The sequence below is a fragment of the Parahaemophilus parainfluenzae genome (genome assembly GCF_001055095.1).
Classification (GTDB): Bacteria; Pseudomonadota; Gammaproteobacteria; order Enterobacterales; family Pasteurellaceae; genus Haemophilus_D; species Haemophilus_D parainfluenzae_Z.
On sequence record NZ_JVHG01000019.1, the window covers coordinates 30,247 to 45,270 of the forward strand.

The window sequence follows — 15,024 nt, forward strand, 5'->3', positions numbered from 1 at the left end:
CGCACTTTGGGGCGCCACTATGATCATCAATGACATTAATTTCAACGATCTCTATCAACAACATCTGAAAGCCTGCAATCACTATAATCTTCCACCAACAAAGTGGGATAAAAAAGCGCCTAAAATGGCCGAGAATTTAGTGGGTAAACCAAGCCGTTATAACGAGACGTTGCTTAAAGCCATGAATGTACAACCCAATGAAACGGTGCTAGATATTGGTTGTGGCCCCGGCACGCTTGTGATTCCTTTAGCCCAACAATGCCAAGCTGTGTATGCTCTCGATTACAGCCAAGGGATGTTGGATATGGTGCAGCAATACAAAGAAAAGCACCAATTAAATAATATTACCCTTCTACATAAATCATGGTCCGATAACTGGGATGATGTGCCTCAAGCCGATGTAATACTCGCCTCTCGTTCTACGCTTGTAGATGATTTGGATGACATGATTGAAAAGCTGCAAAGCAAGGCTAAAAAACGCGTCTTTTTAACCTCAGTGACCCAACGCCATTTTCTCGATGAAGGCGTATTTGAAGCCATTAGCCGTGATGACGTGGGCTTTCCGACTTATATTTATTTGGTCAATCGTCTTTACCAAAAAGGCATTCACGCGAATGTGAATTTTATTGAAACCGAATCTGGTTATTTCCAAGGCGAAACCTTTGAAGATTTATTAAATTCCGTGGAATTTTCTCTCGGTAATCTCACCGAAAAAGAAAAACAAGACTTAGCTCAATTCTATCAACAAAAACAAATAAATAATGAACCGATAAAGCATGGACAACGCAAATGGGCGTTGATTTGGTGGGAGGTTTAAGAAAAAAGTGCGGTTATTTTTAACCGCACTTTACGTTTTAAGATGGATTAAAGAATCTCTAATAACTTCGCAAAGTCATCAAACACCCAATCTGGATTTGATTCAGCAATTGGAATGTTGTAGTTGTATCCGTAAGTTAATCCCACAACCGGACAACCCGCTGAATGTGCGGCGAGAATGTCATTTCGAGAGTCACCCACAAAAAGCACTTGGCGAGGTTCTACGCCAAATTTACCGCATAAATAATACAATGGACCTGGGTGTGGTTTAATCGCGGGTAATGATTGCCCACCAAGCATTTCACTGAATAAATGATCGATACCAAATGCCGCCAATACAGGCTGAACGTGACGAGTTGGTTTGTTCGTTACCACAGCTAAGGTATAACCACGAGCTTTCAAAGTTTCCAATGTTTCTTTTACATTTGGATATAAACGACTCACATTGCAAAGATTTTCAGCATAATGCACATTAAAGCGCTCTTTCACTTGCTCGATTTCAGCCTCAGAGAATGTTTTACCTGTTTGCTCTTCAGTCCATTTTAAAGCACGCGCAATTAATACAGGTGCGCCATTACCGATCCAAGTTAAAACCTGTGCTTCTGATGCAGGTGCAAAACCAAAATCAGCCAATGCAGAATTCACGGATAACGCTAAATCCGGCAAGCTATTCACGAGCGTACCATCTAAATCAAAACCGATAACTTTAAATTGAGTCTTCATTACTACTACCTTTTATTTTACTGACGCTAATTGCGTACGCATTTGATCAATGATTTGTTTATAATCTGGTTTACCAAAAATCGCTGAGCCTGCCACAAACATATCTGCACCGGCTGCGGCGATTTCTGCAATATTATCCACTTTTACCCCACCATCAACTTCTAAACGGATATCTAAACCACTTTCATCAATCAGACGACGTGCATGTTGTAATTTTTTCAATGTTGAAGGTAAAAAGGATTGTCCACCAAATCCTGGATTCACGGACATTAACAAAATCACATCTACCTTATCTAATACATAATCCAAATAACTTAATGGTGTGGCAGGATTAAACACTAAACCCGCTTTACAGCCGTGATCACGAATAAGCTGTAACGAGCGATCAATATGTTCACTAGCTTCAGGATGAAACGTAATGTAATCCGCACCCGCTTTGGCAAAATCAGGAATAATACGATCGACCGGTTTCACCATTAAATGCACGTCAATGGGTGCTTTAATGCCATAATCACGCAAAGCTTTACACACGGCTGGGCCAAAGGTTAAATTCGGCACATAGTGATTATCCATTACATCAAAATGAATCACATCCGCACCAGCATTCAACACGTTTTGCACATCATCTCCTAGACGAGCAAGATCTGCAGAAAGGATAGAAGGGGCGATTAAATAAGGTTTCATTTGTCATCTCCTAAAGGATAAAAGTCCTTGTAGTTTACTACGTTAGGCTTAATTTTACCTTGATTATTTACAAGTTTTAGCTGAAAACAAAGAAAAAAATAACCGCACTTGATTCAATTACCTCAAAGTGCGGTTGGTTTTTATCGTATTTTTAAAAGACCGATTAGTTTAATCCAATGATTTCCCAACGGTTGTGAGATTGACCATCGATTTTGCCTTTCTTCACGTTGGTAATGTAATCGATCATCATATTTTGGATAGTGCCTTTTTCGCGACCCATTGCTACTTTAGATTCCCAAAGTACGGGGATTTTTTGACCTTCCCAAATACCACCTTTACCGTTTAACTGAGCGAAACGATATGAGTTCATACCCACTTTTAATTTCATATCATCAGTGACCGGTTTGCCGTCAGCAAGGGTTAAATCAACGATTTTACTACCTTTTGGATTACGTAAGTCAATTTTGTAATTTACGCCACCGAAAATGTCGTAAGTCACATATTTTGATTTTTTACGCTCCGCATTGTAACGGTATTCAGTATCACCTGGTTGGATGGTATCGAAGTAGTTCGCAGACCATTCCATATATTCTTTCAATTGTTTACCGGTCAGTTCATAAACGGTAACATCACCGCCTGCATAACGATAGTTAAAGATGATGTCTTTTTTCTTGATATCGCCTTTATCCATACGTGCTTTTTGATGGTCGAAAGAGAAAGTCACCACATCTGCACCGCTGTAATGTTGTTCAACATCATTAATGAATGAAGATAGACCAGTATCTTTTGAGAATGCAGCAGATACACCGTGTTTAGTCTCTTGAGGTACCATTTCATTCGCTGTTTGACCGATTACTACGTTGTTTAATTCACGTAATTTCTCGTGATAAGGTTTGTAGATTTCCACAATTTTCTTATCTGCTTCAAGTGCTTTAACTGGAACCGTTTTAGATTCTTTCTTCACTAATTTCACTTCTTTTTTATCGTTGATATCAAAAGTGAGATCCACTTCAGATACCACGGTACCGTAACGGTGTGGTTCAGTGATTAGTGTATTTTTAATGGTTTCACTTGGTACATCTTTGTGCATGTGACCTGCAATAACTACATCAATGCCATCTACCGCATTGATGACATCACGCATACCGGTATCAGGAATATTGTTTTCATTATCGATACCCATGTGGGTCACCGCAATAATCGCATCCACGCCTTTTGCTTTTAATTTCTCAACTTGTGTACGCGCTTCTTCTGTCGGTGAAGTAAATTTCATGTCTTTTAAGTTGCCCGTGTCTTCTTCAAATTTTGCTGACATTGGGGTACTTAAACCAATAATCCCTAACTTCACGCCATCTTTTTCGATTATGGTTGTCGCATCGATATAACGTTTGTCATTTTTCTTATGATAGAAGTTTGCGGTTAATTTTTTCGCTTTGATATCTTTTAGGATTTCATCTAATGCTTTCATCCCAAAGTTAAACTCGTGGTTACCCAATACGAAAATATCATAATTCATTTCGTTTAATACTTTTGGAATTGGGTGATCTTTGTAATATTTTTTATCTTTTGCGAACACATCGATTTGGTTGTCTTGGATCGCATCACCGACTTCCACTAACACCACGTTTTTATTATTTTTACGCACATCTTTCACATAAGTTGCAATTTGTGCATAAGAACCAGATTTGTCCTCTACGTCTGCACCATAGCTCCAAGGTACGATACGACCGTGAACATCTGAGGTCCCTAATAATTTAATATTCACTTCTTGTGCCATTGCTGTGCTAACAGCAGAAAGCGCACATAATAAGCAAAGTAATTTTTTCATAGAATTTCCTTTAAAGTTGCACAAAGTGCGGTTAAAAATGCCGGAGAATTATAGCGGTGAATCGATTGCTTACATAATTTTATTTTGAAGAAAAATAAAATTTGTGAGCTTGATCATATTTCATTTGGAGGATTAATGCCCTGTTTGAGAAAACAAGTTAATCACTAAAACACCACTGATAATCAACGCCATACCTATCAGCCCTGCGGTATCAATTTTCTGACCAAATGCGAAATATGCCACAATAGCGGTCAGAACAATACCAACGCCCGACCAAATGGCGTAAACCAAGCCCACGGAAAGTGTTCGGAAAACAATGGAGACAAAATAAAACGAAATAGCATATAGCGCTAATGAACCAACGGTGGGTAAAAGTTTGGTAAAGCCATCACTGACTTTTAATAAATTCGTTGCCACGATTTCAAGGCAAATAGAGATAGCGAGTAATGTCCAAGGATTCATATCAATAAAACAGTAAAATAGAAAAACGCTATTCTACCTTAAGCAGCGGATGGATGTAACCGAATTTGACGAGCCATCGCCTGCATATAAGGTGCCGTTTGCTCAAAGAAATAACGGTAAGAGGCACATAAATAATTATGTGGATCAGGTTCATTTTCAAGAGAAACAAAACGATGTTTTGGGCAGCCACCATAACAGAGTTTACGAAACTCGCAACGCCGACAAAGTGCGGTCAATTTTTGTGATTTTTCTAAACGGAATTGTTGCTGTTTACTGGAAAGCACAATCTCCGTTAAAGGTTGCTGAGTTAAATTGCCGACCTTGTATTCGGGGTACACAAAATGGTCGCAAGCATATACATCACCATTGGCTTCCGCCACAAGAGATTGACCGCAAGTGGGTTGGTGAACGCAAGTTGTGGAAGGATAACCAAGCCATTGCCCTAGCAAATTATCAAACTGCGACACATAAATTTTCCCTACATCATACTCGTACCATTCATGAAAGACATCCACAAGAAATTGCCCATAACCTTCTGATGGTACTGAAAAATCGGTTACTGATTGTGTTTGGGCATGACGTTCCACAATAGGAATAAACTGCATATAAGTTGAACCAAGCTGTTTGAGTGCTAAATAGGTTTCTCTTCCTTTTTGCCAGTTTTGATCGTTAATGACGGTTAAGGTGTTAAATTCCACGCCATATTCTTGTAGCAGATTTAAAGCTTTCACGACTTTTTCAAAGGTGGGATTACCATTACCCGAAATACGATAACGATTATGCACAGCACTTAAACCGTCAATAGAAAGCCCAATGAGAAAATGATGTTGTTTGAAAAATGCGGCCCATTGATGATTAATAGCAATGCCATTGGTTTGAAAGGCGTTTGTGATCTGTTTGCCTTGGGCAAATTCCTGCTGATATTCAACGGCTTGTTTATAAAAATCTAAGCCTAAGAGAGTCGGCTCCCCCCCTTGCCAAGCAAATTCAACCACATTACCGACATGAGATTGGATATAGTTTTTGACGTAATGTTTTAAGGTGTCTTTCGACATAAAAGGCGCATGTTTCCCCAACTGTTCTGATTTTTCCAAATAAAAGCAATATTCACACTGAATGTTACAGTGAAAACTGCTTGGTTTCGCCATTAAGTGAAAATGAGCTTGTGGTAGAAAAACAGACATCAACCATCCTTTGTTACAACATTATTTATGACCAGATATTCGGTCTAATGCGCCATTTTGTTTGAGTTCTTTTGCAATACGAATCGCAGTTTCAGTTTCACAGCCAGCATATTCTGCAATTTCACGATATGTCCAATTATAATCAGGAAAATGTTGTTTGAGAAAATACAAACTATCCATCACGCGATCTAAAGTACGCAAATAGGCACTTTTTGCCAAACGTTCTTCTGCTTCGCGTAATTCATCTGCCAAAATCTGTAATAAACATTGGCTCATCACCGTATTATGCGTGAAAAATTCACTCACGACATTAGGTTTGATGCGAGTAATCACCGCATCAATTAAGACTTTTGCATTGCAATGATAATGTTTATCTGCCATCGAAAACAAAGTTCGAAAACCAAAATAATCGCCCTTGGAATATAATCGCACTAAGCTTTCCTTGCCATTCTCAAGGGTATGAAATAAGCCAACCAAGCCTGCTTGCACATAATAAAATTCATGTGCTGACTCACCTTGTTGATACAAGAAGGAACCTTTCGGCAAGTGATGCAGCTCAGTAAACTGACAATGTGACAATTCCGTAGGCTTGATTGCGCAATTTTCCATAATCGTCCCTTAAAAGTGCGGTCAATTTTTTATTGGTTTTACACTTCGTTGATAATCCGATATACCCAGTTTTCTAATGGATCATTTAAGCGTTTCATTTCTTGACGCATTTCTTCCAGCATCTCTTTTTTGACCGCTTCATATTCTGGCTTGTAGAACAAATTATGCATTTCAGCCGGATCGTTTTTCACATCATAAAGCTCACAAATGTCCGAAGCATTAAACACTAATTTATAGTCTTTACGGTGCCACATGCGTTGTTCAAAATAGACGAAATGCCCCGCCAACTGTGCCAATATCCCTTTGCGTTGATTATCTTGATGTTGACGAACAATCGGCAAAATACTTTCCCCTTCAAAGGCTTGAGGAATAGGCTGATTAGCGAGATCATAAACGGTCGAGGTTAAATCATGGAGATAGACAAGATTATCATCTTGTTGATTAACGCGGTTTGAATTTGGGTCTTTAATAATCATCGGAATGTTGTAGGTGGTATCGAACATGAACTCCCCTTTTTCAATCATTCGATGAGCACCCATCGCATCCCCATGGTCAGCAGTTGCCACAATAAAAGTGCGGTCATAAATGCCGTTGTTTTCTAAGAAGGTAAATAGCTCACCAATTGCATCATCAATCAAGGTGATATAACCCCAGAATTTTGTGATCACTTCTTTCCAATGATCTTCACTCGCTTCCCACATTCCCCACATTTTAGAGATGGTACGATAGTGTCCTGGTTTGCCTTCTAGTGGCTTGAAGAAGCTTTCATCTAGCACCACATCTTCTTTGCGATACATGGAATAATACGGTTCTGGCACGATACAAGGCGTATGCGGTCCCCAGAAATTAATCCATGTAAAGAACGGTTTATTTTCAGCAAGTGATTCACTAATATAGCTTTTTGCTTCGTCAATAATGAAATATGGGATGGTTTGTTCTTTTGTGCCTGAAAGCAAACCACAAAGTTCTTGTACACGTAAATGAGGGTTATCACCGAAATAAGCACGGCTCACTTCAGGAATTTCATAGCCTTTTTCATCTAACCATTCTTTATAACGATTGGAATGTGTCGGCGGTTGGTTGAACACTAAATTTTTATACACACCACTGCCAGGATAACCATAGCCATCAAAATTATGCCCTTTAATGCCATAATCTTCCGGTACAGACTTTGTACCCACGTGCCATTTCCCCACAACATAGGTGTTATAGCCGTCTAGTTTACCAATATTGGGGGCTGCTTCACTCACTTCACCTGTACCACCTTTTTCACCATTACGAATGATGCCATGGGTAGATGGCATTAAACCGGTAAAGAGTGAAGTCCGTGCGGGCCCACAAACGGAAGCGGGCGTAAAAGCATTATTAAAACGTACGCCATCTTTAGCTAGACGGTCAATATTCGGGGTTTTAACGATCTGGTGACCATAAGCCCCCAACATATCTTTACGCACTTGGTCGAGTAAAATATAGATAATGTTCATACACAATCCTTATCTATTTTAAGGGCGTACGTGATGTACGCCCTACTGCTTAATGTTGGTTAGAAAGATGTAATTGATGTTCTGTTTTTTCATTTTTTGGTCTAAAGACAATCAACACAATGAGTTGTAATACCGCATACACTTCCAACACTAACATTGGATTGCCATCTGGTGAAGCAATACCAATTGGTGATAAGAATGCATAAAGCGCAATTAAACCAAGAATTAATGAAACAGATGTTACTTTAATGTATTTCCAATTGGTTAAGTCTACATCGCCTTTATTGATGGTATTTTCCACATAAGGTTCACGTTTTAAGAATTGACCTAGAATCAACATAAAAACAACATCAAATACGAATAATCCGCCCATTACATACACGAAATTGATTTTCACATTGAACACCCAAACAATACTGAAATAAAGTACTACGTGTACAAGCAAAGCTATACGTGCAGCCAAGCCAGAAACTGTTTTATTAAATAAACCCACAGCAAATAGCGCAACAATCGGAATATTCACAAAACCAGCAAAGCGTTTAGTGATTAAGAAAATACCATCTGTACCGAACATCAAAAGTGGGCCAATAATCATGGTCACAATCGCCATAATGGTAGAGACTTTTTTCGCATAGACGATCAATTCTTGATCGGTGCGTTGTTTTTTACTGATAGATGGTAATAAGTCTTTACAATAAATGGTCGCTGCAGAGTTTAAGAATGAATTAAAGGTACTTAAAATTGCACCGAAAAGTGCCGCAATAAAGAAGCCTTGCAATGCAGTCGGCATCACTTTATTAACCAACAATGGATAAGATGTATCAATTGGATTTAAGCCTTCACCTAAAATATGGAAACTCAATAAACCCGGTAAATTAAGAATAATCGGTAATGTGAGTAGGAAAAGTGCTGCAATTAAAATCCCTTTTTGACCCGATGCTAAATCCTTCGCCCCTAAACAACGTTGTACGATGGCTTGGTTCGTTGTCCAATAGAAGAAGTGAACAACCATAATACCGGTAAAAATTGTTGGCCAAGGAGTAGAATCTGTTGAGCTACCAATGGCGTTCCATTTTTCAACGTGAGTGGTGGTGATAATATTCAAGCCTTCAGAAATGCTACCATTACCTAAATAAAGCAATGCAAATACAGGCACAAGCAATGCACCAATCACTAAGATTACGGCATTGATAGTATCGGAAACTGCCACCGCTTTTAACCCGCCAAAAATCGCATAAATCGCACCGACAACACCAATAGCAATCACCGTATAGACAATTGCTTGAGCGTAGCTTAATCCAAAGATCGTTTCTAGATTGAAGATTTTGTTAAAGGCAATTGCCCCAGTATAAAGTGCGGTCGGAATAACGATTAAAAGATAGAAGACCAAGAATAATCCTGACATAATCAAACGAGTTTGACGGTCAAAGCGATTTTCAAAGAATTCAGGAATAGTGGTATAACCGTTACGCAAATATTTCGGCAACATATAAAGCGCCAAGAAACAAAGCGGAATCACCGTTGGCACAGTCCACGCAATAATAGAAAAGTTGTTTTGATAAGAAACGGCATTCACGCCAATCAATTGCTCAGTAGAAAGTGAAGTTAGCACCATTGAGCAACCAATCACAATACCGCTTAATCCTCGTCCCGCTAAGAAATAACCTTTCGAGGTGGTTAAATCATCGTTTTTCGTCCGTAGCCATGAAATATAGGCTACCAAAGCTGTTACGATGAGGAAACTCGAAACTGTTAATAGCATACGCTCCTCCTTGTAGAATCCATTATTAATATCCATTTATAGACTACTGCTAGGTGTATAAAGAGCATATGATAATTGTCATACTGATTGTGTGAGAAGGATCACAAAATTAAAATAAAGTCTGTTTTTATAGATAATTATGAGCAAGATCATAAATTATTTATTTATCCAAAAGAATAATAATGCCGTACTCCCACAAAAAAGGAGTTTGAAATGAGTTTACAGTTAATTTTTATTTTAATTTTATGTGGTGTGATGACAAATATAATGTCCGCTATTTTTGGCATCGGTGGCGGCGTATTGATGGTACCTATTCTCTACACCTTATTCCCACAGTTCCCTTTACAAATGATTGCTGCAACATCATTGACGATTGTCATGGGGTCATCCTTTATTAACTTAATTTATTTTTACAAACAAAAAGTATCGATTAATTACAAAGCGATGCTCATTTGGTCTGTGGGTATGATTATTGGTGTGCAGCTAGGATTCGAATCCAGTTTTTATGTACCTGATATTGCCATCATCAGTGTGTTTGTTATCACACTTTCCCTATTAGCAATTCGTACTATTTTTAGTAAAGAAACCGCAATAATTCAGCAATCTACAGCGGATGAAACGATTAAAGGAATCGGTCTTTCAACTATAGGTGGATTTATTGCTGGCATGACCGGCATTGGAGGTGGCTCAATTATGGCACCTTTAATTGGACAATTAAAATCCGTTAAAGCCCACCAAATTGCGCCTTATACCAATGCGATGATGTTTATTGGTGGGCTAGGTAGCCTTTATGGCTATCTTTCAAAAAACTCGACTTATCACTTTGGTTGGCAAATCGGTTACGTCAATTTTTCGATTGTGATTATTGTTGTACTAAGTGCTTTTGTAACCGGATTTTTCTCAATGAAAATCCGAGGTAAATTATCACCGCACTTAGTCAAAAAACTATTGGGTATTATTTTATTAGTAATCAGCGCTTATATGTTACTTATCCATTCCATAAAATAAAAAATGGCAGAGTAAAACACGCCCTCTGCCATTTCGGTTATTTTTCTTCTTTTTTCACTTCATCCCACAGAATATCCATTTCGATTAAAGAAAGATTTTTAAGTGATACGCCTCGTTCTAATGCCTTTTCTTCGACTTTACGAAAACGTTGTTCAAATTTATTATTCGCCTTACGTAAAGCCTCTTCTGCGTTACATTTAAGGTGACGAGACAAATTGACTGTCGCAAAAAATAAATCCCCAATTTCCTCTTCTATTCTTTCTTGATTACGAGGTGTTTGGTTGACCTCATCTCGTACTTCCTTCAATTCTTCTTCAACTTTAGCAAATACAGGCTCAAGTTCATTCCAATCAAATCCAATCTTTGAACACTGTTTTTGCATTTTCTGTGCTCTTAACAATGCAGGAAAAGCATTCGGAACATTATCTAAAATAGACTGTTGTTTTTGAGCTGATTTTTCTTGAGCTTTGATGCTGTTCCAACGGGCTAGCGCTTCTTCTTCATTTCCAGCTGTTGCATCACCAAATACATGAGGATGGCGACGTACAATCTTTTCAGAAACATCATTAAGAACATCATCAAATGTGAAATAACCATCCTCTGAAGCAAGCTGACTGAAGAATACTACCTGTAATAAAAGATCACCAAGCTCTTCTCTTAAATTCGCAATATCTTTCTTTTGGATGGCATCAATGACTTCATAAGTTTCTTCAGTTAAACAAGGAATCATGGAGTCATAATTTTGTTTAAGATCCCAAGGACAACCGCCATCAGGATTACGTAATTGTGCAATTAATTGAATAAAATCTTGAATAGAATAACGCATAAGAATATCTCTGAAGCACTAAAATGCAATTAGTATAAAACGAATAGCAAAATAGACAATATTCTTATAAAAATTAAAGATAAATTGATATGGAATAATGGCAGGGGCGGAGAGGCTCGAACTCCCAACACCCGGTTTTGGAGACCGGTGCTCTACCAATTGAACTACGCCCCTATTGGTATTAAGAATTGGCGGAATGGACGGGACTCGAACCCGCGACCCCCTGCGTGACAGGCAGGTATTCTAACCAGCTGAACTACCACTCCGCTAAATGAGGTATGATTGGCAGTGACCTACTCTCACATGGGGAAGCCCCACACTACCATCGGCGTAACAATGTTTCACTTCTGAGTTCGGTATGGATTCAGGTGGGACCATTGCACTGTTGCTGCCAAAATTTTTATTTTGTTAATTTACTCTTAAAATAAACTAACAAAATAAAAATTACCTGGCGGTGTCCTACTCTCACATGGGGAAGCCCCACACTACCATCGGCGCATCGGCGTTTCACTTCTGAGTTCGGTATGGGGTCAGGTGGGACCACCGCTCTATCGCCGCCAGGATTATTCCTTTAATAACTTCTTCTCTCTCTTTCTGCTCTCACTATCTCTAGTGCTCACAACCAAACAAGCTGATTCAACCTAAAAACTTTCTCTTTCGTCTCTGAGTCTTTTTATTTTAGTCTTACAACCTCAAAAACCCTTGAGCGTTGTATAGTTAAGCCTCTCGGGCAATTAGTATCTGTTAGCTCAACGGCTCGCACCGCTTACACACCAGACCTATCTACGTCTTAGTCTTAAACAACCCTTACAGATTTTAAATCTGGGAGAACTCATCTCAAGGCAAGTTTCGTGCTTAGATGCTTTCAGCACTTATCTCTTCCGCACTTAGCTACCCGGCAATGCGTCTGGCGACACAACCGGAACACCAGTGGTGCGTCCACTCCGGTCCTCTCGTACTAGGAGCAGCCCCTTTCAATTCTCCAACGCCCACGGCAGATAGGGACCGAACTGTCTCACGACGTTCTAAACCCAGCTCGCGTACCACTTTAAATGGCGAACAGCCATACCCTTGGGACCTACTTCAGCCCCAGGATGTGATGAGCCGACATCGAGGTGCCAAACACCGCCGTCGATATGAACTCTTGGGCGGTATCAGCCTGTTATCCCCGGAGTACCTTTTATCCGTTGAGCGATGGCCCTTCCATTCAGAACCACCGGATCACTATGACCTACTTTCGTACCTGCTCGACTTGTCTGTCTCGCAGTTAAGCTTGCTTATACCATTGCACTAACCTGACGATGTCCGACCGTCATTAGCAAACCTTCGTGCTCCTCCGTTACTCTTTGGGAGGAGACCGCCCCAGTCAAACTACCCACCAGACACTGTCCGAGACCACGTTTCGTAATCTTCGTTAGAACATCAAACGTTAAAGGGTGGTATTTCAAGGTCGACTCCATAATCACTGGCGTGACTACTTCTAAGTCTCCCACCTATCCTACACATCAAAATTCAATGTTCAGTGTCAAGCTATAGTAAAGGTTCACGGGGTCTTTCCGTCTAGCCGCGGGTACACCGCATCTTCACGGCGATTTCAATTTCACTGAGTCTCGGGTGGAGACAGCCTGGCCATCATTATGCCATTCGTGCAGGTCGGAACTTACCCGACAAGGAATTTCGCTACCTTAGGACCGTTATAGTTACGGCCGCCGTTTACTGGGGCTTCGATCAGGAGCTTCTCTTTCGATTACACCATCAATTAACCTTCCAGCACCGGGCAGGCATCACACCCTATACGTCCACTTTCGTGTTTGCAGAGTGCTGTGTTTTTAATAAACAGTTGCAGCCAGCTGGTATCTTCGACCGGTTCAACCTTCATCCGCGAGGGACTACAATCTACGCCGGCGCACCTTCTCCCGAAGTTACGGTGCTATTTTGCCTAGTTCCTTCACCCGAGTTCTCTCAAGCGCCTGAGTATTCTCTACCTGACCACCTGTGTCGGTTTTCAGTACGGTTTAGATAAACCTGAAGCTTAGTGGCTTTTCCTGGAAGTGTGGTATCGGTTACTTCAGCTCCGTAGAGCCTCGTCATCATCTCTCGGTGTTAAAGAAGTCCGGATTTGCCTAAACCTCTCACCTACCAACTTAAACGCACATATCCAACAGTGCGATAACCTAACCTGCTCCGTCCCCACATCGCAGTTTATCCAAGTACGGGAATATTAACCCGTTTCCCATCGACTACGCTTTTCAGCCTCGCCTTAGGGGCCGACTCACCCTGCCCCGATTAACGTTGGACAGGAACCCTTGGTCTTCCGGCGAACGGGTTTTTCACCCGTTTTATCGTTACTTATGTCAGCATTCGCACTTCTGATACGTCCAGCTAACCTCTCGATTAACCTTCATCCGCTTACAGAACGCTCCCCTACCCAACAGTATTGCTACTGATGCCGCAGCTTCGGTGCTATATTTGAGCCCCGTTACATCTTCCGCGCAGGCCGACTCGACTAGTGAGCTATTACGCTTTCTTTAAATGATGGCTGCTTCTAAGCCAACATCCTAGCTGTCTAAGCCTTCCCACTTCGTTTCCCACTTAATATAGACTTTGGGACCTTAGCTGGCGGTCTGGGTTGTTTCCCTCTCCACGACGGACGTTAGCACCCGCCGTGTGTCTCCTGAGTATCACTCTTCGGTATTCGTAGTTTGCATCGGGTTGGTAATCCGGGATGGACCCCTAGCCGAAACAGTGCTCTACCCCCGAAGGTGTCCGCTCAAGGCTCTACCTAAATAGATTTCGGGGAGAACCAGCTATCTCCCGGTTTGATTGGCCTTTCACCCCCAGCCACAAGTCATCCGCTAATTTTTCAACATTAGTCGGTTCGGTCCTCCAGTTAGTGTTACCCAACCTTCAACCTGCCCATGGCTAGATCACCGGGTTTCGGGTCTATACCTTGCAACTAGACGCCCAGTTAAGACTCGGTTTCCCTTCGGCTCCCCTATTCGGTTAACCTCGCTACAAAATATAAGTCGCTGACCCATTATACAAAAGGTACGCAGTCACCCCAAAAGGGCTCCCACTGCTTGTACGTACAAGGTTTCAGGTTCTATTTCACTCCCCTCACCGGGGTTCTTTTCGCCTTTCCTTCACAGTACTGGTTCACTATCGGTCAATCAGGAGTATTTAGCCTTGGAGGATGGTCCCCCCATCTTCAAACAGGATATCACGTGTCCCGCCCTACTTGTCGTTAGCTTAGTACCATGACCTGGACTTCGAGTACGGGGCTATCACCCTGTATCGCCAAGCTTCCCAGCTTGTTCCTCTGTCTCTGTCATTATCACTAACAGGCTCCTTCGCGTTCGCTCGCCGCTACTAACGAAATCTCGGTTGATTTCTTTTCCTCGGGGTACTTAGATGTTTCAGTTCTCCCGGTTTGCCTCACTTACCTATGGATTCAGTAAGTGATAGTAGATTCTTCATCTACTGGGTTTCCCCATTCGGACATCTTGGATTAAACGCCTCTTATCGACTCATCCAAGCTTTTCGCAGATTAGCACGTCCTTCCTCGCCTCTGATTGCCAAGGCATCCACCTTGTACGCTTAGTCACTTAACTATACAACCTCAAAAATTCTTGATGTTG

Annotated in this window: 11 protein-coding genes, 2 tRNA genes and 3 rRNA genes; 2 read left to right on the plus strand and 14 right to left on the minus strand. The window is 40.9% G+C overall.

Translation table 11 applies throughout. From position 1 onward, the window contains the following. Window positions 1–19 precede the first annotated feature (19 nt). A complete protein-coding gene (locus ADA56_RS05540) occupies window positions 20–817 on the plus strand; it encodes a class I SAM-dependent methyltransferase (protein ID WP_049369760.1) in 798 nt (265 codons plus the stop codon). Window positions 818–864: 47 nt separating this feature from the next. Here the strand turns inward: ADA56_RS05540 and ADA56_RS05545 are convergent, their stop codons facing one another. From ADA56_RS05545 to ADA56_RS05580, 8 genes are all read right to left on the minus strand, one after another. After that, a complete protein-coding gene (locus tag ADA56_RS05545; RefSeq protein WP_032822351.1) occupies window positions 865–1,539 on the minus strand; it encodes a phosphoglycolate phosphatase in 675 nt (224 codons plus the stop codon). A 12-nt stretch (window positions 1,540–1,551) separates the two neighbouring features. Next, window positions 1,552–2,223 (minus strand): ribulose-phosphate 3-epimerase, encoded by a 672-nt coding sequence (gene rpe / locus ADA56_RS05550; RefSeq protein ID WP_049369761.1) that lies wholly within the window; start codon window positions 2,221–2,223, stop codon window positions 1,552–1,554. 163 nt (window positions 2,224–2,386) lie between these two features. Further along, entirely contained in the window at window positions 2,387–4,051 is a 1,665-nt protein-coding gene (locus ADA56_RS05555) for a bifunctional metallophosphatase/5'-nucleotidase (RefSeq protein WP_049369762.1), read from the minus strand. 132 nt (window positions 4,052–4,183) lie between these two features. Next, window positions 4,184–4,513, minus strand: coding sequence for a DMT family transporter (locus ADA56_RS05560; protein ID WP_049362401.1), 330 nt, complete (start codon window positions 4,511–4,513; stop codon window positions 4,184–4,186). 38 nt (window positions 4,514–4,551) lie between these two features. Further along, entirely contained in the window at window positions 4,552–5,697 is a 1,146-nt protein-coding gene (locus ADA56_RS05565; RefSeq protein ID WP_049369763.1) for an anaerobic sulfatase maturase, read from the minus strand. Window positions 5,698–5,718: 21 nt separating this feature from the next. Further along, on the minus strand, window positions 5,719–6,306 hold the full coding sequence (locus ADA56_RS05570; RefSeq protein ID WP_049369764.1) for a Crp/Fnr family transcriptional regulator: 588 nt from the start codon (window positions 6,304–6,306) through the stop codon (window positions 5,719–5,721). Window positions 6,307–6,344: 38 nt separating this feature from the next. After that, window positions 6,345–7,790, minus strand: a complete 1,446-nt coding sequence (locus ADA56_RS05575; protein ID WP_005697443.1) for a sulfatase-like hydrolase/transferase — start codon at window positions 7,788–7,790, stop codon at window positions 6,345–6,347. Window positions 7,791–7,839: 49 nt separating this feature from the next. Then, complete coding sequence (locus tag ADA56_RS05580; protein ID WP_032822348.1) at window positions 7,840–9,552, minus strand: solute:sodium symporter family transporter; 1,713 nt, start codon at window positions 9,550–9,552, stop codon at window positions 7,840–7,842. A 213-nt stretch (window positions 9,553–9,765) separates the two neighbouring features. Between ADA56_RS05580 and ADA56_RS05585 the strand changes: the two genes are divergently transcribed. After that, a complete protein-coding gene (locus ADA56_RS05585; protein WP_005694806.1) occupies window positions 9,766–10,560 on the plus strand; it encodes a sulfite exporter TauE/SafE family protein in 795 nt (264 codons plus the stop codon). Window positions 10,561–10,597: 37 nt separating this feature from the next. Here ADA56_RS05585 and mazG read toward each other — a convergent pair whose 3' ends face one another. The 6 genes from mazG to ADA56_RS05615 all read right to left on the minus strand — a co-directional run bounded on the left by mazG (window position 10,598) and on the right by ADA56_RS05615 (window position 14,997). Continuing rightward, window positions 10,598–11,386 carry a nucleoside triphosphate pyrophosphohydrolase gene (mazG, locus tag ADA56_RS05590; RefSeq protein WP_049369765.1) on the minus strand — a complete coding sequence of 263 codons (789 nt, stop codon included), beginning with the start codon at window positions 11,384–11,386 and terminating at the stop codon, window positions 10,598–10,600. A 98-nt stretch (window positions 11,387–11,484) separates the two neighbouring features. Further along, a tRNA-Trp gene (locus tag ADA56_RS05595) sits at window positions 11,485–11,560 on the minus strand. Between the two features lie 15 nt (window positions 11,561–11,575). Then, window positions 11,576–11,652, minus strand: a tRNA-Asp gene (locus tag ADA56_RS05600). A 14-nt stretch (window positions 11,653–11,666) separates the two neighbouring features. Beyond that, window positions 11,667–11,782: ribosomal RNA gene (gene rrf / locus ADA56_RS05605) — 5S ribosomal RNA — on the minus strand. A 50-nt stretch (window positions 11,783–11,832) separates the two neighbouring features. Beyond that, window positions 11,833–11,948, minus strand: a 5S ribosomal RNA gene (gene rrf / locus ADA56_RS05610). 151 nt (window positions 11,949–12,099) lie between these two features. After that, window positions 12,100–14,997, minus strand: a 23S ribosomal RNA gene (locus ADA56_RS05615). Between the last annotated feature and the right edge of the window lie 27 nt (window positions 14,998–15,024).

Bases quoted from the DNA above. Each gene is read 5' to 3' on its own strand.
- ADA56_RS05570 (WP_049369764.1), bottom strand. From the start codon at position 6,306: ATGGAAAATTGCGCAATCAAGCCTACGGAATTGTCACATTGTCAGTTT.
- ADA56_RS05580 (WP_032822348.1), bottom strand. From the start codon at position 9,552: ATGCTATTAACAGTTTCGAGTTTCCTCATCGTAACAGCTTTGGTAGCC.
- rpe (WP_049369761.1), bottom strand. From the start codon at position 2,223: ATGAAACCTTATTTAATCGCCCCTTCTATCCTTTCTGCAGATCTTGCT.
- ADA56_RS05545 (WP_032822351.1), bottom strand. From the start codon at position 1,539: ATGAAGACTCAATTTAAAGTTATCGGTTTTGATTTAGATGGTACGCTC.
- mazG (WP_049369765.1), bottom strand. From the start codon at position 11,386: ATGCGTTATTCTATTCAAGATTTTATTCAATTAATTGCACAATTACGT.
- ADA56_RS05560 (WP_049362401.1), bottom strand. From the start codon at position 4,513: ATGAATCCTTGGACATTACTCGCTATCTCTATTTGCCTTGAAATCGTG.
- ADA56_RS05575 (WP_005697443.1), bottom strand. From the start codon at position 7,790: ATGAACATTATCTATATTTTACTCGACCAAGTGCGTAAAGATATGTTG.
- ADA56_RS05555 (WP_049369762.1), bottom strand. From the start codon at position 4,051: ATGAAAAAATTACTTTGCTTATTATGTGCGCTTTCTGCTGTTAGCACA.
- ADA56_RS05540 (WP_049369760.1), top strand. From the start codon at position 20: ATGATCATCAATGACATTAATTTCAACGATCTCTATCAACAACATCTG.
- ADA56_RS05585 (WP_005694806.1), top strand. From the start codon at position 9,766: ATGAGTTTACAGTTAATTTTTATTTTAATTTTATGTGGTGTGATGACA.
- ADA56_RS05565 (WP_049369763.1), bottom strand. From the start codon at position 5,697: ATGTCTGTTTTTCTACCACAAGCTCATTTTCACTTAATGGCGAAACCA.